The 15,415-nt window shown below is 56.6% G+C and carries 16 protein-coding genes; 12 read left to right on the top strand and 4 right to left on the bottom strand.

What is annotated here, in order from left to right:
• Window positions 1-630, bottom strand: coding sequence for a GSH-dependent disulfide bond oxidoreductase (gene yfcG, locus P346_RS12900; RefSeq protein ID WP_032659188.1), 630 nt, complete (start codon window positions 628-630; stop codon window positions 1-3).
• Window positions 631-771: 141 nt separating this feature from the next.
• Here yfcG and yfcF point away from each other — a divergent pair, with 141 nt between their 5' ends.
• From yfcF to yfcD, 3 genes are read left to right on the top strand one after another with little or no spacing between them, the layout of a single operon-like run.
• Window positions 772-1,416: a glutathione transferase gene (gene yfcF, locus P346_RS12905; protein WP_032643441.1), complete on the top strand. Its 645-nt coding sequence runs from the start codon at window positions 772-774 to the stop codon at window positions 1,414-1,416.
• A gap of 56 nt (window positions 1,417-1,472) precedes the next feature.
• Window positions 1,473-2,024, top strand: coding sequence for a phosphodiesterase (gene yfcE, locus P346_RS12910; RefSeq protein ID WP_032659187.1), 552 nt, complete (start codon window positions 1,473-1,475; stop codon window positions 2,022-2,024).
• 55 nt (window positions 2,025-2,079) lie between these two features.
• Window positions 2,080-2,634, top strand: coding sequence for an NUDIX hydrolase YfcD (yfcD, locus tag P346_RS12915; RefSeq protein ID WP_023312551.1), 555 nt, complete (start codon window positions 2,080-2,082; stop codon window positions 2,632-2,634).
• Window positions 2,635-2,637: 3 nt separating this feature from the next.
• On the opposite strand, the gene P346_RS12920 is transcribed toward yfcD, so the two are convergent.
• Window positions 2,638-3,657, bottom strand: a complete 1,020-nt coding sequence (locus tag P346_RS12920; protein WP_023312550.1) for a LacI family DNA-binding transcriptional regulator — start codon at window positions 3,655-3,657, stop codon at window positions 2,638-2,640.
• 234 nt (window positions 3,658-3,891) lie between these two features.
• Between P346_RS12920 and P346_RS12925 the strand changes: the two genes are divergently transcribed.
• The 5 genes from P346_RS12925 to P346_RS12945 all read left to right on the top strand — a co-directional run bounded on the left by P346_RS12925 (window position 3,892) and on the right by P346_RS12945 (window position 7,874).
• Window positions 3,892-4,335 (top strand): PTS sugar transporter subunit IIA, encoded by a 444-nt coding sequence (locus P346_RS12925; RefSeq protein WP_032659184.1) that lies wholly within the window; start codon window positions 3,892-3,894, stop codon window positions 4,333-4,335.
• Between the two features lie 80 nt (window positions 4,336-4,415).
• Entirely contained in the window at window positions 4,416-4,688 is a 273-nt protein-coding gene (locus P346_RS12930) for a PTS sugar transporter subunit IIB (RefSeq protein WP_003861447.1), read from the top strand.
• A gap of 21 nt (window positions 4,689-4,709) precedes the next feature.
• Complete coding sequence (locus tag P346_RS12935; RefSeq protein WP_032659183.1) at window positions 4,710-6,101, top strand: PTS ascorbate transporter subunit IIC; 1,392 nt, start codon at window positions 4,710-4,712, stop codon at window positions 6,099-6,101.
• Entirely contained in the window at window positions 6,098-6,928 is an 831-nt protein-coding gene (locus tag P346_RS12940; protein WP_032659180.1) for a transketolase, read from the top strand. The genes P346_RS12935 and P346_RS12940 overlap by 4 nt, the downstream gene beginning before the upstream one ends.
• Complete coding sequence (locus P346_RS12945) at window positions 6,921-7,874, top strand: transketolase family protein (RefSeq protein WP_032659178.1); 954 nt, start codon at window positions 6,921-6,923, stop codon at window positions 7,872-7,874. Before P346_RS12940 ends, P346_RS12945 begins: the two co-directional genes overlap by 8 nt.
• Window positions 7,875-7,989: 115 nt before the next feature.
• Here P346_RS12945 and pta read toward each other — a convergent pair whose 3' ends face one another.
• Together pta and ackA are read right to left on the bottom strand one after the other, a co-directional pair.
• Complete coding sequence (pta, locus tag P346_RS12950) at window positions 7,990-10,131, bottom strand: phosphate acetyltransferase (protein WP_023312545.1); 2,142 nt, start codon at window positions 10,129-10,131, stop codon at window positions 7,990-7,992.
• Between the two features lie 76 nt (window positions 10,132-10,207).
• Window positions 10,208-11,410, bottom strand: a complete 1,203-nt coding sequence (gene ackA / locus P346_RS12955) for an acetate kinase (RefSeq protein ID WP_032659175.1) — start codon at window positions 11,408-11,410, stop codon at window positions 10,208-10,210.
• A gap of 337 nt (window positions 11,411-11,747) precedes the next feature.
• On the opposite strand from ackA, the gene yfbV reads away from it, so the two are divergent.
• From yfbV to P346_RS12975, 4 genes are all read left to right on the top strand, one after another.
• Complete coding sequence (gene yfbV, locus P346_RS12960; RefSeq protein WP_023312543.1) at window positions 11,748-12,203, top strand: terminus macrodomain insulation protein YfbV; 456 nt, start codon at window positions 11,748-11,750, stop codon at window positions 12,201-12,203.
• Between the two features lie 92 nt (window positions 12,204-12,295).
• Window positions 12,296-12,790: a YfbU family protein gene (locus tag P346_RS12965; RefSeq protein ID WP_023312542.1), complete on the top strand. Its 495-nt coding sequence runs from the start codon at window positions 12,296-12,298 to the stop codon at window positions 12,788-12,790.
• A gap of 11 nt (window positions 12,791-12,801) precedes the next feature.
• Window positions 12,802-13,461: a sugar phosphatase gene (locus P346_RS12970; protein ID WP_032659172.1), complete on the top strand. Its 660-nt coding sequence runs from the start codon at window positions 12,802-12,804 to the stop codon at window positions 13,459-13,461.
• Between the two features lie 75 nt (window positions 13,462-13,536).
• Window positions 13,537-15,369, top strand: a complete 1,833-nt coding sequence (locus P346_RS12975; protein WP_032659169.1) for an SLC13 family permease — start codon at window positions 13,537-13,539, stop codon at window positions 15,367-15,369.
• The last annotated feature ends 46 nt before the right edge of the window (window positions 15,370-15,415 follow it).

Raw genomic sequence — 15,415 nt, 5'->3', positions numbered from 1 at the left:
TTAAATCTGCTGGATTTTTTGCATCGCCCGCTCGGTGGCCGGGCGGGTCCGAATGCGCTCAAACCAGTTATTCACCGCCGGGTAAGAGGCCAGGTCAATTCGGTGTTTTTCATGCGTATTCACCCACGGCCAGCAGGCGATATCGGCAATACTGTAATGATCGCCCCCGAGCCACGGCGTTTTCTCCAGCCGACGGTTCAGAACGTCATACAGCCGCTGAGTCTCAACCTGATAGCGTTCGATCGCGTAAGGAATGGGCTGCGGGGCGTAAGCGGTAAAGTGATGATTTTGCCCCAGCATGGGCCCCAGCCCGCTTGTCTGCCAGAAGAGCCATTGCAGGGTATGGTGACGCTCGCGCAGTTCGCCGCTCAGCAGTTTGCCGGTTTTCTCCGCCAGGTAGAGCAAAATTTCACCGGATTCAAACAGGCTCAGCGGCCTGCCCCCGTCCGCCGGCTGGTTATCAATAATGGCCGGGATTTTATTATTCGGCGAGATAGCCAGAAAGAGAGGGCTGAACTGATCGCCTTTGCTGATATCCACGCGAATGATCCTGTAATCCAGCTCGGCTTCTTCTAGAAAAAGGGTGATCTTATGGCCGTTTGGGGTAGGGGCGTAATAAAGGTCGATCATTCTCAACTCCTGTCCATGCGAATAGTGGTGCCATGACAAATGAGTATAGGTGGTTGTTGTAAATCGTGAGTTTTCATCAAGTGACAGCGGGGCAAAGAGATTATATGTTGAGTAAAAACCCGATCAGCCGATGAGGATGTTATGAACCAGCCCGTAATCACGTTGTGGTCCGATGCGAATTTCTTTTCTCCCTATGTTATGAGCGTATACGTTGCGCTGGCCGAAAAAGGGCTCACTTTTACGCTGAAGACCGTTGATCTCGACGGCGGTGAACATCTTAAACCGCAGTGGCAGGGTTACGACCTGACCCGACGCGTGCCGGTGCTGGAGATTGACGGTTTTGCCCTGAGCGAATCGTCGGCGATTGATGAATATCTGGAAGATCGGTTCGCGCCGCCTGAGTGGGAACGCATCTATCCTCACGACCTGCAAAAACGCGCGCGGGCGCGGCAGATCCAGGCGTGGCTGCGAAGCGATCTGGTGCCGATTCGCGTGGAACGCTCGACGGACGTCGTGTTTGCCGGGGTGAAAAAGCCAGCGCTCAGCGCAGAAGGCCGTGAAAGCGCGCAAAAACTGATTGAAACCGCCACCTCGCTGCTCGCACACGGCAACCCGAACCTATTCGGCGAGTGGTGCATTGCCGACGCCGATCTGGCGTTGATGCTTAACCGCCTGATCCTCAACGGCGATGAGGTGCCGCAGCTGCTGGTGGATTATGCCGCGTTTCAGTGGCAGCGCGCCTCCGTGCAGCGCTATGTGGCACTCTCGGCCAAGCGCGCGGGCTGATAAGCCCTGACGCTTCAGGTATGATGGGGGCAGTCTGTTTTCCCGAGGAGTGACTGATGAAACTGATGTTTGCGTCGGATATCCATGGATCGCTGCCCGCTACCGAGCGTGTCCTCTCCCTGTTTGCACAAAGCGGCGCGCAGTGGCTGATTATTCTGGGTGATGTGCTCAACCACGGCCCGCGCAACGCGCTGCCGGAGGGCTACGCCCCTGCGCAGGTCGCGGAAAAGCTCAACCCGTACGCCTCGCGCATTATCGCCGTTCGCGGCAACTGCGACAGCGAAGTGGACCAGATGCTGCTGCATTTTCCCCTTACCGCGCCATGGCAGCAGGTGCTGCTGGAACAAAGCCGACTGTTCCTGACCCATGGGCATCTTTTTAGCCCGGATAATCTCCCGGCGCTCGCGGCTGGCGATGTCCTGGTTTACGGGCATACTCATATTCCGGTTGCTGAAAAGCGCGGTGAGATTTATCACTTCAATCCGGGTTCGGTCAGCATACCTAAAGGCGGTTATCCTGCGAGCTATGGCATGCTGGATGGAAATACCCTGAGCGTTATCGCACTTAATGATCAGCAAGTTATTGCGCAGGTAGCGATTAATCCGTAAGTTACACCTCAACTGCAAACGCGCCGAAAGAGCGCTTAGAAGAGAAGGTTTCCCGATGGTGGAGCAGAGTCATTTGGCAAGTACAGAGTGGGTTGACATTGTCAGCGAAGAGAATGAAGTGATCGCGCAGGCCAGCCGCGAACAAATGCGTGCGGAGCGTCTGCGCCACCGCGCAACGTACATCGTTGTGCATGACGGGATGGGCAAAATTCTGGTCCAGCGCCGTACGGATACCAAAGATTTTCTCCCGGGTATGCTGGATGCCACCGCAGGTGGCGTTGTCCAGGCAGATGAAGTGCTGCTGGATTCCGCGCGTCGTGAAGCGGAAGAGGAGTTAGGCATCGCCGGCGTGCCGTTTGCCGAGCACGGTCAGTTCTATTTCGAAGACGAAAACTGCCGCGTCTGGGGCGGGCTGTTTAGCTGCGTCTCCCACGGCCCGTTCGCCCTGCAGGAAGAAGAGGTGAGTGAAGTCAGCTGGATGACGCCGGAAGAGATCACCGCGCGCTGCGACGAGTTTACGCCGGATTCGTTAAAAGCGCTGGCGCTGTGGATGACCCGCAACGCCAAAAACGAATCGACCAAATCAGAAAAAGAGGAAGAGGCTGAGTAAGATTCAGCAACTCTCTCTCAGACACAGACTGGACGCGATGGGCTTTTGATCGCGCCAGTCACCGTCATTCAGACGCTCCAGCAGCGCTTTCCCGGCTTCAATTCCAATCTTACGATGCGGCACCGCCATCGTCGTCAGCGGCGGCTGACAGACGCGGCTCACGTCGCTATCGCCAAAGCCTACCACCGCCAGATCGTCCGGCACCTTGATTCGCCTGCGCTGGCACTCGTACAGCGCCCCGCAGGCCAGCTCGTCAGAGACGCACACCAGCGCATCCAGCTCCGGCCACGCCAGCAGGAACTCAGGCAGCTGTGCCGCGCCGGTCGAGAAGCTCGGCGGCATCGCCGCGTTAATGACCCGGGTCGGCGACATATGGTGGCGAAGCATGGCTTTGTACCAGCCCTGCAGATGCTGCTGGAAAATCCACTGCTCCTGGTTGGCGCACAGCAGGCCAATATTTTGGTAGCCGCGCTTAATCACCATTTCCGTGAGCTCATACATGGCCGCCACGTTATCAATCCCGATATTCATATCAATCGGGTCGGCGCGCATGGCACCCATCTCCATCACCGGAATAGAGGCGTTTTTCAGCCAGTGGCGAACGGTGTCGGTATGTTCAACGCTAAGCAGGATTGCGGCGGCAATATTCGAGGCCAGCAGCGTCTCCAGCAGCTTCTCCTCCTGCTCAAGACGATGCTGGGATTCTGCCAGCATGATCTGATACCCGGCAGGCTGCAGCACCTGCTGTAGCCCGGCGAACATCTCCGAGCAGCCGGCTTCGGAGAGATTTGGCACCACCATGGCTATCGTCCATGACGACGCCGAGGCCAGCGCGCTGGCGGCAAGATTAGGCATATAGCCCAGCTCCTGCACGGCAGCTTCAATTTTTTCTCGTAGTTTATCGGAAACCTGTTCGGGCGTGCGGAGTGCACGGGACACGGTCATCGTGCCCACACCGGCAAGCTGTGCGACATCGGCGAGTGTCACTTTACCAGTACTGCGCCGTTTTCGGGTTAGAGACATACACCTTCCTGCTGACCAGACGCGTTCTTCATTTCCTTCGCTTCACGTGACAGGCAGTATACGCCTTAAATCCCTTTTTTTGCTGTGATTTAGCACCGTGATTGCAATTTGATAGCGCTATCACATTTCTGCATGTTAACCATTGGTAGCGCTATCTTTGTGATCGCGATCGCAGTCATTCAGCGATGTGTTGAATAAAGTTTGCTCATCTTTAGCGTGTAGCGGGAGTGAAAAGTGCTCAAAAAATGGATATATGATACAACCATCACGCTGCAGGATAGCGTGGATAACTGGCCGCAGGCGCTGGAGCTGTGCGCGAAGCCGCTTCTGGATTTGCAGGTGATTGAGCCTGAATACGTCACCGCCATCATCCAGCAGCACCACACGTTAGGACCCTATTATGTGCTGGCACCAGGGCTGGCTATGCCGCATGCGCGGCCGGAGGAAGGCGCCAAAGGACTGGGGTTGTCTTTATTAAAACTAAAACAGGGCGTCTCGTTTGGTGCCGGTGAGTTTGACCCTGTCGATGTGATTATTATGCTCGCGGCACCGGATAAACATAGCCATATCGAAATGATATCCGCACTCGCAGAATTATTTTCCAGCGACGAGGATATGGAGAAACTGCATCAGGCGAATACCCTGGAGGAAATTAAAACGATTATTGACCGCTTCTGATTTAATTCTTTAATCCGATTATTCACAACATTACGCGCCAGCGTGATGGGGCGTGCTCTACTCAAAATAAGGGGACAACAATGAAAATCATGGCTATTTGCGGCTCCGGCCTGGGCAGCAGTTTTATGGTCGAAATGAATATTAAAAAGGTGCTTAAAAAACTGGAGATTGAGGCAGAGGTTGAACATTCCGATCTCTCCTCGGCTACGCCGGGCGCGGCCGATCTTTTCGTGATGGCAAAAGACATTGCGGCCAGCGCCAGCGTGCCGGAAAGCCAGCTGGTGGTGATTAACAACATCATCGACATCAACGAACTTGAAGCGCAGCTGCGCGCCTGGTTCGAAAGACAATAACCCTGATAAGGCGAGGTGGATATGTTTATCCTTGAAACGCTGAATTTCGTTGTTGATATTTTAAAAGTCCCTTCGGTACTGGTCGGTTTAATAGCGCTTATTGGTCTGGTTGCGCAAAAGAAAGCCTTTTCGGACGTGGTGAAAGGGACGATTAAAACCATTCTTGGCTTTATTGTGCTGGGCGGCGGCGCCACGGTGCTGGTGGGGTCATTAAATCCTTTGGGCGGTATGTTTGAGCACGCCTTTACGATTCAGGGCATTATTCCAAACAATGAAGCGATTGTGTCAATCGCGCTGGAAAAATACGGTGCAGCGACCGCGCTGATTATGGCTTTCGGCATGGTGGCGAATATTATCGTCGCGCGCTTTACTCGCCTGAAGTACATCTTCCTGACCGGACACCACACGTTTTACATGGCGTGCATGATTGGCGTGATCCTGACTGTCGCGGGCTTTGAGGGCGTGGGTCTGGTCTTTACCGGCTCGCTGATCCTCGGCCTGATCATGGCCTTCTTCCCGGCAATTGCCCAGCGCTACATGAAGCGCATTACCGGCAACGACGAGATTGCCTTCGGCCACTTCGGCACGCTGGGCTACGTGCTGTCCGGCTGGATTGGCAGCAAGGTCGGCAAAGGCTCCCGCTCAACCGAAGAGATGAACCTGCCGAAGAACCTGAGCTTCCTGCGCGACAGTTCGATTTCCATCTCCCTGACCATGATGATTATCTACCTCATCCTGGCGGTGAGCGCCGGGCGTGAGTACGTGGAGGCCACCTTCAGCGGCGGCCAGAACTACCTGGTCTACGCCATCATCATGGCGATCACCTTCGCGGCGGGCGTGTTCATCATCCTGCAGGGCGTGCGCCTGATTCTGGCGGAGATCGTTCCGGCCTTTACCGGCTTCTCGGAGAAACTGGTGCCGAACGCCCGTCCTGCGCTGGACTGCCCGGTGGTGTACCCCTATGCGCCAAACGCGGTGCTGATTGGCTTCCTCTTCAGCTTCCTTGGCGGGATTGTGGGGTTGTTGATCTGCGGTCAGTTTAGCTGGGTGCTGATCCTCCCGGGCGTGGTGCCGCACTTCTTCACCGGCGCAACGGCGGGCGTGTTCGGTAATGCCACCGGTGGACGTCGCGGGGCAATGATTGGCGCCTTTGCTAACGGCCTGCTGATCACCTTCCTGCCGGTCCTTCTGCTGCCGGTGCTGGGCGCCATTGGCTTTGCCAACACCACCTTCTCGGACGCCGACTTCGGCGCGGTCGGGATTGTCCTCGGCAACCTGGCGCGCTTCCTGTCGCCGCTTGCCATCACCGGACTGGTTGTGGCGTTGTTCGCGCTGCTGGTGGCGTACAACGTCTTCGCGAAAAACAAACCTGCAGGCGGTAACGCGCAGGAAAACACCGGAGCCAAATCATGAATGAGAAAGAGATAACCGAACTCGCGCGTCAGATCCGTCTTGAGACGCTGAAATCCCTGACGCAGCTGGGCTTTGGGCACTATGGCGGCAGTATGTCGGTGGTCGAAACCCTGGCCGTGCTGTACGGCGCGGTGATGAAAATCGACCCGGCGGATCCGGACTGGCCGGAGCGAGACTATTTTGTCCTGTCGAAAGGTCATGCGGGCCCGGCGCTCTACAGCACGCTGGCAATCAAAGGCTACTTCCCGGTGGAAGAGCTGAGCACCCTGAACCAGAACGGCACGCGCCTGCCAAGCCACCCGGACCGTCTGAAAACGCGCGGGGTGGACGCCACCACCGGTTCGCTGGGGCAGGGGATCTCGATTGCCGGCGGTATGGCGCTCTCGCACAAGCTGGCGGGGCGACCGAACCGCGTCTTCTGCATCGTCGGTGACGGCGAGCTGAACGAGGGGCAGTGCTGGGAAGCCTTCCAGTTTATCGCCCACCATCGCCTGAACAACCTGACTGTGTTCGTGGACTGGAACAAACAGCAGCTCGACGGCGAGCTGGACGAAATTATCAGCGCGTTCGATCTGGAGGGGAAATTCCGCGCCTTTGGCTTTGACGTGGCGACGGTGAAGGGCGACGACATTCCGGGCCTGCTGGCGGTGACGTCGCGGGTCCCGACTGCCGACGCGCGTCCGTTAGTCGTCATCCTCGACAGCATTAAAGGGCAGGGGGTGCCTTACCTGGAACAGCTTAGCAACTCGCACCACCTGCGACTGACCGCGGAGAGCAAAGCGGCCCTCAACGAGACGATTCGCAAACTGGAGGCTTCACATGATTAAGGTTGCACCGGCAGGAGAGAAAGACGCCGTTGAGATGCGTAAGGTCTACGCGGGCTTCGTGGCAAAGCAGATTGAGGCGGGAAGCGAGATCATCGCCCTGGAAGCGGATCTGATGAGCTCGATGGCGATGGACGGCGTGGCGCGCGATTATCCGCAGCACGTGATTAACTGCGGCATTATGGAGGCCAACGTCATCGGCACCGCGGCGGGGCTGTCGCTTACCGGGCGTAAACCGTTCGTGCATACCTTCACCGCGTTTGCCAGCCGTCGCTGTTTTGACCAGCTGTTTATGTCCCTGGACTATCAGCGCAACAACGTGAAGGTGATAGCGTCGGATGCGGGCGTGACGGCCTGCCACAACGGCGGAACGCATATGTCGTTTGAGGATATGGGCATCGTGCGCGGCCTGGCGCACTCGGTGGTGCTGGAGGTGACCGACGCGGTGATGTTCGAGGACGTGCTGCGCCAGCTTATCGACCTTGAAGGCTTCTACTGGGTACGTACCATCCGCAAGCAGGCGCCGAGCGTGTATGCGCCTGGCTCAACCTTCACCATCGGCAAAGGCAACGTGCTGCGCGAAGGAACCGATATTACCCTGGTTGCCAACGGCATCATGGTGGCGGAAGCGCTGGAAGCGGCGCGCCAGCTTGAGCAGGAGGGGGTAAGCGCGGCGGTCATCGACATGTTTACCCTGAAGCCTATCGACCGGATGCTGGTGAAAAACTACGCCGAGAAAACCGGTCGCATCGTCACCTGTGAAAACCACAGCATTCACAACGGCCTGGGGTCGGCGGTGGCGGAAGTGCTGGTGGAAACCTGCCCGGTACCGATGCGGCGGGTGGGCGTCAAGGAGCGTTACGGCCAGGTGGGGACGCAGGATTTCCTGCAGAAGGAGTATGGCCTGACGGCACATGACATTGTGTCGGCGGCGCGAGAGCTGCTGTAAATAAAAAAGGCGACCCTTTGTGGTCGCCTTTTTGTTGCCCGGTGGCGCTCGCGCTTACCGGGCCTACGGTCCTGTAGGCCGGATAAGCGAAGCGCCATCCGGCAAGACCTTACAATTACTGCTGCTGCGAAGACTGAATCGCGGTCAGAGCGATGGTGTAGACGATATCGTCAACCAGCGCGCCACGGGACAGGTCGTTCACAGGTTTGCGCATGCCCTGCAGCATTGGCCCGATGGAGATCAGGTCTGCAGAACGCTGTACCGCTTTGTAGGTGGTGTTACCGGTGTTCAGATCCGGGAAGATGAACACGGTAGCGCGACCTGCAACCGGAGAGTTCGGCGCTTTGGATTTCGCAACGTCGGCCATAACGGCGGCGTCGTACTGCAGCGGGCCGTCGATCATCAGGTCAGGACGTTTTTCCTGCGCCAGACGGGTCGCTTCACGCACTTTCTCTACGTCGCTACCTGCACCAGAGGTACCGGTGGAGTAGGAGAGCATCGCTACGCGCGGTTCGATACCGAAGGCAATCGCAGAGTCCGCGGACTGGATAGCGATTTCTGCCAGCTGTTCTGCGGTTGGATCCGGGTTGATCGCGCAGTCGCCGTAAACGTAAACCTGTTCAGGCAGCAGCATGAAGAACACGGAAGAAACCAGAGAGCTGCCCGGTGCAGTTTTGATCAGCTGCAGCGGTGGACGGATGGTGTTCGCCGTGGTGTGAACCGCACCGGAAACCAGACCGTCAACTTCGTCCTGCTCCAGCATCAGCGTACCCAGCACCACGTTGTCTTCCAGCTGCTCGCGCGCAACGGCTTCGGTCATGCCCTTGCTCTTACGCAGCTCAACCAGACGGGCAACGTAGCTTTCGCGAACCACTTCCGGGTCAACGATTTCGATGCCAGCGCCCAGCTCAACGCCCTGAGACGCCGCAACGCGGGTGATCTCATCCGGGTTACCCAGCAGCACGCAGGTCGCGATGCCGCGCTCGGCACAGATAGCAGCCGCTTTAACGGTACGTGGTTCGTCGCCTTCTGGCAGAACAACGCGTTTGCCCGCTTTACGCGCCAGCTCGGTCAGCTGGTAACGGAATGCTGGAGGAGACAGACGGCGGCTGCGCTCGGAGGTCGCGGTCAGGGATTCGATCCAGTCTGCGTTGATGTAGCCCGCTACGTATTCCTGAACTTTCTCGATACGCTCGTGGTCATCAACCGGCACTTCCAGGTTGAAGCTCTGCAGGCTCAGGGAAGTCTGCCAGGTGTTGGTATTCACCATGAAGACCGGCAGGCCGGTAGCGAACGCGCGTTCGCACAGCTTGCTGACGCGTGGGTCCATCTCGTAGGCACCGGTCAGCAGGATCGCACCGATTTCCACGCCGTTCATCGCGGCCAGACAGGCTGCAACCAGCACGTCAGGACGGTCTGCGGAGGTCACCAGCAGGGAGCCAGCGCGGAAGTGTTCCAGCATGTGCGGAATGCTGCGCGCACAGAAGGTCACGGACTTCACGCGGCGGGTGTTGATGTCGCCTTCGTTAACGATGGTAGCGTTCAGGTGACGCGCCATATCGATTGCACGGGTGGCAATCAGATCGAAGCTCCATGGCACCGCGCCCAGAACCGGAAGCGGGCTGGATTCCTGCAGCTTAGCCGGGTCAACTTTGATGACTTTCGCTTTGGAAGAGTCGTCGAAAATCTCGGACAGGTCAGGGCGAGTACGGCCCTGCTCATCCACCGGTGCGTTCAGCTTGTTCACGATCACGCCGGTGATGTTGGTATTTTTCGCGCCGCCGAAGCTGCTGCGCGTCAGTTCGATACGCTCGTTCAGCTGCTCTGGGGTGTCGGTGCCCTGAGACATCACGAAAACGATCTCTGCGTTCAGGGTTTTCGCGATTTCAAAGTTCAGAGACTGGGCAAACTGGTGTTTGCGCGTCGGGACCAGACCTTCAACCAGCACCACTTCCGCGTCTTGCGCGTTAGCATGGTAGTTGGCGATGATCTCTTCCATCAGCACGTCTTTCTGGTTGCTGGACAGCAGAGATTCAACGTGGCTCATCTTCAGCGGTTCAGCCGCTGGCAGATTGGAGTTCTTGCGAACGATAGTGGTGGTCTGGTCTGGCGCATCGCCACCGGCACGTGGCTGGGCGATTGGCTTAAAGACGCTCAGACGAACGCCTTTGCGTTCCATAGCACGGATAACGCCAAGGCTGACGCTGGTCAGGCCGACGCTGGTTCCGGTAGGGATCAGCATAATAGTACGGGACACGGTTTATCCTCTTTCGTTACCGCCGCGATTGGGCGGGTTACAAAACAGCACCGCCAGCATTGCTGGCGGTGTGGAATCAGGCAGTCAGGCGGTGCGCGTCTTGCGCAATGACCAGTTCTTCGTTAGTTGGGATAACGAGAGCAGGGCGGGTGCCTTCTTTGTTGATGAAGCCAGACTTGCCGAAGCGGGCAGCCAGATTACGCTCGTGATCAACGTCGAAGCCCAGAAAGCCCAGTTTGCCCAGGGACAGTTCACGAACCATTGCCGCGTTCTCACCGATACCACCGGTGAAGATAACCGCGTCCAGACGACCGTCCATCAGCGCAGTGTAAGAGCCGATGTACTTCGCCAGACGGTGGCAGTAAACGTCCATTGCACGTTTAGCGTCTTCTTTCTCTGCGTAGTTGTCTTCAACGTAACGGCAGTCGCTGGTGACTTCGGTCAGACCCAGCAGGCCAGACTCTTTGGTCAGCATTTTGTTGATCTGGTCAACGCTCATGCCCAGGGTGTCGTGCAGGTGGAAGATGATCGCCGGGTCGATATCACCGGAACGGGTACCCATCACCAGACCTTCCAGCGGGGTCAGACCCATGGAAGTATCAACACATTTGCCGTTGCGGATAGCAGAAACAGAACCACCGTTGCCCAGGTGGCAGGTGATGATGTTCAGTTCTTCAACCGGCTTGTTCAGAACTTTTGCGGCTTCCTGAGTCACATAGAAGTGGCTGGTGCCGTGCGCGCCGTAACGACGTACGCCGTGTTCTTTGTACAGGCTGTATGGCAGGGCATAGAGGTAAGACTCTTCCGGCATGGTCTGATGGAACGCGGTGTCGAATACGGCCACGTTTTTGTCTTTCAGATTCGGGAAGGATTTCAGCGCTTCAGCGATACCGATCAGGTGAGCCGGGTTGTGCAGCGGTGCGAAGGACGCAGAGTCCTTGATGCCCTGGATCACAGATTCGTCGATCACGACGGAGCTGGTGTATTTTTCGCCGCCGTGGACGATACGGTGACCAATCGCAGTCAGCTGAGCAGACAGTTCTGGTTTTTGTGCCAGAATAGTGTTAACGATAAAGTTCAGCGCTTCACTGTGAGCGGCGCCTGCACCTAAAGCCGCTTCTTGTTTGCTGCCGTCCATCTTCCACTTGATACGTGCTTCAGGCAGATGGAAACATTCGGCCAAACCAGAGAGGTATTCGTCACCGTTGAGCGCATCGATGATGGCGAATTTCAGTGAGGAGCTACCGCAGTTCAGAACCAGTACTAACTTACTCGACATGGAAGTACCTATTATTGATACGTGGCTAAAAAAACGTCAGTGAGTCTAACAGCGTAACGCATGATGACTCAGACATTTATGATTAACATCATGCCAAACGAACATTGTGGCATGATGGAAGAAATAACTATGATTTTATGCCATTTTGCACAATTTTCAGCCAATGGCATAATATGCAATAATTTGACGAGTTAATGATTCTCGTCTAAGGCCCTATCAGGCTGGCACAGGATACCCGATACGGGGTAGAGATGACAAAATATTTTGAACGTTGTCATAGCTTGTTGTGGTTTTGCACAAAAATTTTAATTTTTATATGTGAAGTTGAGGTACAGCCATGTCGACACCAGAGAACCCGTCCGTAAATTTCTTTAGTCTGTTTCGTCGGGGACAGCATTACGCAAAGACGTGGCCGATGGAAAAGCGCCTTGCGCCGATGTTCATTGAGAATCGCACCATCCGCGCCACGCGCTATGCGATTCGCTTTATGCCGCCTGTCGCTGTCTTTACGCTGTGCTGGCAGATTGCGTTGGGCGGGCAGCTTGGCCCTGCCGTCGCGACGGCGCTCTTCGCCTTAAGCCTGCCGATGCAGGGCCTGTGGTGGTTAGGTAAACGCTCCATCACCCCGCTTCCCCCTTCTATTTTACACTGGTTTTATGAAGTGCGCGGAAAACTGGAGGAGGCCGGGCAGGCGCTCGCCCCGGTTGAAGGCAAGCCGGATTACCAGGCGCTGGCGGACACGTTAAAGCGCGCTTTTAAGCAACTGGATAAAACATTCCTCGATGACTTGTGATTGATCATCGAAACGACGACGAAAAGAAGGCACAGTAACAATCAGTTACCGTGTCTTTTTTTTAAAGTGCAATGCGCTACAGGAGTCGAAAGATGGAAATGACCCATGCTCAACGTCTGATTTTGTCTAACCAGTACAAGATGATGACTATGCTTGATCCCGATAACGCTGCGCGCTACAGCCGCCTGCAAACCATCGTCGAACGCGGTTTTGGTTTGCAAATGCGCGAACTGGACCGCGAGTTTGGCGAGCTGAAAGAAGAAACCTGTCGCATCGTGATCGACATTATGGAGATGTATCACGCCCTGCACGTCTCCTGGACGAATCTCAAAGATCAGCAGTCCATTGACGAGCGCCGCGTGACCTTCTTAGGCTTTGATGCCGCAACGGAAGCGCGTTATCTGAGCTATGTTCGCTTTATGGTGAATACAGAAGGGCGTTATACCCACTTTGACGCGGGCACCCACGGCTTCAACGCGCAGACCCCAATGTGGGAAAAATATCAGCGTATGCTGAGCGCGTGGCACGCCTGTCCGCGTCAGTACCATTTAAGCAGCAACGAAATTCAACAAATCATTAATGCCTGACGGAGGTGCGTGTGCATTGCAGAGGTTTTCTGTTTGATCTGGACGGTACGCTGGTGGATTCGCTGCCGGTTGTGGAGCGTTCATGGTGCCATTGGGCTGACCGACATGGCATCGACCATCAGGACGTGCTGAATTTTATCCATGGCAAACAGGCCATTACCTCGCTACGGCACTTCCTGGCCGGACGCTCTGAGGACGAAATTCAGGCGGAGTTCAAATACCTGGAACACATTGAAGCCACGGATACGGACGGAATTACTGCGTTACCGGGCGCGCGTGAACTGCTTGAGCATCTGAACGAGGCGCAGATCCCGTGGGCTATCGTTACCTCAGGCTCCATTCCCGTCGCCCACGCCCGTCACAAGGCGGCAGGTTTACCGAAGCCAGAAGTGTTTATCACGGCGGAGCGCGTTAAGCGCGGTAAACCGGAGCCCGACGCGTTTTTACTGGGCGCTGAACTGCTGGGCCTCGCCCCCGCAGAGTGTGTGGTAGTAGAAGATGCGGCCGCTGGCGTACTGGCCGGGCTGAACGCCGGAAGCCACGTTATTGCGGTGAATGTTCCGGCGGGATCTCCCCGCCTGGACGAGGCAGACTTTGTGCTGGATTCACTGACGGCGCTGGCTGTTTCGAAAGCCTCTGACGGGGTTGTAACCGTCTCGCTAAAAATGTAATCACATGATATAGCCCCACATTGCTGGGGCTTTTTTATGGCAAAATTCCTCATCTCCCACTGACAAGGACATGTTGTGAACGGTGAACTGATTTGGGTCCTGAGCCTGCTTTTAATCGCCATCCTTCTTTTTGCAACGGGCAAGGTACGCATGGACGCCGTCGCCTTGTTTGTCATCGTCGCGTTTGTGCTGAGCGGTACGCTCACGCTGCCGGAAGCCTTCTCCGGGTTTAGCGATCCCAACGTTATCCTGATTGCCGCCCTGTTTATTATCGGTGATGGGCTGGTGCGTACCGGCGTGGCGACCATCATGGGGTCGTGGCTGGTGAAGGTGGCGGGCAGCAGCGAAACCAAAATGCTGATCTACCTGATGGTGACCGTCGCCGGGCTGGGGGCGTTTATGAGCTCAACGGGCGTGGTCGCTATCTTCATTCCGGTGGTGCTGAGCGTCTCCATGCGGATGCAGATCTCGCCGTCGCGCCTGATGATGCCACTGAGTTTTGCCGGTTTGATCAGCGGAATGATGACGCTGGTAGCAACGCCGCCGAACCTGGTCGTCAACAGCGAGCTGATCCGGGAAGGATTTCAGGGCTTCAGTTTTTTCAGCGTCACCCCGCTTGGGCTGGTCATTCTGGTGCTGGGCGTGGTCTACATGCTGCTGACCCGGTTTGCCCTGAAAGGTGAAAAACAGGATAAAAATAAAGAAGGGTGGAAGCGACGCACCTTCCGCGATCTGATTAAAGAGTACCGTCTCACCGGGCGGGCGCGGCGTCTGGCTATTCGCCCCGGCTCGCCGATGGTGGGACAGCGCCTTGACGACCTGAAGCTGCGTGAGCGCTATGGCGCAAACGTGATCGGCGTAGAGCGCTGGCGTCGTTTTCGCCGGGTGATCGTCAACGTCAACGGGGTGTCGGAATTCCGCGCGCGGGACGTTCTGCTGATTGATATGTCCACCGCGGACGTGGATCTGCGCGAGTTTTGCAGCGAGCAGCTGCTGGAACCGATGGTGCTGCGCGGGGAGTATTTCTCCGATCGGGCGCTGGATGTTGGCATGGCTGAAGTATCGCTGATCCCGGAATCGGAACTGTTGGGTAAAACCGTGCGGGAAATGGGGTTCCGAACCCGCTATGGCCTGAATGTCGTGGGGCTGAAGCGCGATGGCGTGGCGATGGAAGGGGCGGTGGTGGATGAGCCGATCCTGCTGGGCGATATCTTCCTGGTTGTCGGTAACTGGAAGCTGATTAGTCAGCTCGGGCAAAAAGGGCGCGATTTTGTGGTGCTCAACATGCCTGTCGAGGAGAGCGACGCCTCCCCGGCGCACAGCCAGGCGCCCCACGCGATTTTTTGTCTGGTGCTGATGGTGGCGCTGATGCTGACCGATGAAATCCCCAATCCGGTCGCGGCAATCATCGCCTGCCTGTTGATGGGCAAATTCCGCTGCATTGACGCCGAAAGCGCCTATAAAGCCATTCACTGGCCGAGCATTATCCTCATCGTCGGGATGATGCCTTTTGCCCTTGCGCTGCAAAAAACCGGCGGGGTGGATCTGATCGTTAAAGGCTTAATGGACATTGGCGGCGGGTATGGGCCGTACATGATGCTGGTCTGTCTGTTTATCATGTGCGCCACCATCGGTCTGTTTATCTCCAACACCGCGACGGCGGTACTGATGGCGCCCATTGCGCTGGCGATGGCCAAATCCATGGGCGTGTCGCCGTATCCCTTCGCGATGATGGTCGCAATGGCGGCCTCCGCGGCGTTTATGACGCCAGTTTCTTCACCGGTGAATACGCTGGTGCTGGGGCCCGGGAATTACAGGTTCAGTGATTTCGTGAAGCTGGGCGTGCCGTTCACCGTGCTGGTGATGCTGGTATGCGTGGTGTTAATTCCGGTTTTATTCCCGTTTTAGCGTGAGTGCGGAAATGTAGGCCGGGTAAGGCGAAGCCGCCACCCGG

It is taken from the genome of Enterobacter sp. DC1, assembly GCF_000568075.1.
Taxonomy (GTDB): domain Bacteria; phylum Pseudomonadota; class Gammaproteobacteria; order Enterobacterales; family Enterobacteriaceae; genus Enterobacter; species Enterobacter asburiae.
The sequence above is the reverse complement of the archived record's forward strand: the minus strand, read 5'-3'. Positions and strand labels throughout refer to the sequence as shown.

Coding starts and splice junctions, on each gene's coding strand:
- yfbV (WP_023312543.1), top strand. CDS start 11,748: ATGTCGACACCAGAGAACCCGTCCGTAAATTTCTTTAGTCTGTTTCGT.
- P346_RS12965 (WP_023312542.1), top strand. CDS start 12,296: ATGGAAATGACCCATGCTCAACGTCTGATTTTGTCTAACCAGTACAAG.
- P346_RS12920 (WP_023312550.1), bottom strand. CDS start 3,657: ATGTCTCTAACCCGAAAACGGCGCAGTACTGGTAAAGTGACACTCGCC.
- P346_RS12940 (WP_032659180.1), top strand. CDS start 6,098: ATGAATGAGAAAGAGATAACCGAACTCGCGCGTCAGATCCGTCTTGAG.
- yfcD (WP_023312551.1), top strand. CDS start 2,080: ATGGTGGAGCAGAGTCATTTGGCAAGTACAGAGTGGGTTGACATTGTC.
- yfcE (WP_032659187.1), top strand. CDS start 1,473: ATGAAACTGATGTTTGCGTCGGATATCCATGGATCGCTGCCCGCTACC.
- ackA (WP_032659175.1), bottom strand. CDS start 11,410: ATGTCGAGTAAGTTAGTACTGGTTCTGAACTGCGGTAGCTCCTCACTG.
- P346_RS12930 (WP_003861447.1), top strand. CDS start 4,416: ATGAAAATCATGGCTATTTGCGGCTCCGGCCTGGGCAGCAGTTTTATG.
- yfcG (WP_032659188.1), bottom strand. CDS start 630: ATGATCGACCTTTATTACGCCCCTACCCCAAACGGCCATAAGATCACC.
- P346_RS12935 (WP_032659183.1), top strand. CDS start 4,710: ATGTTTATCCTTGAAACGCTGAATTTCGTTGTTGATATTTTAAAAGTC.
- yfcF (WP_032643441.1), top strand. CDS start 772: ATGAACCAGCCCGTAATCACGTTGTGGTCCGATGCGAATTTCTTTTCT.
- P346_RS12945 (WP_032659178.1), top strand. CDS start 6,921: ATGATTAAGGTTGCACCGGCAGGAGAGAAAGACGCCGTTGAGATGCGT.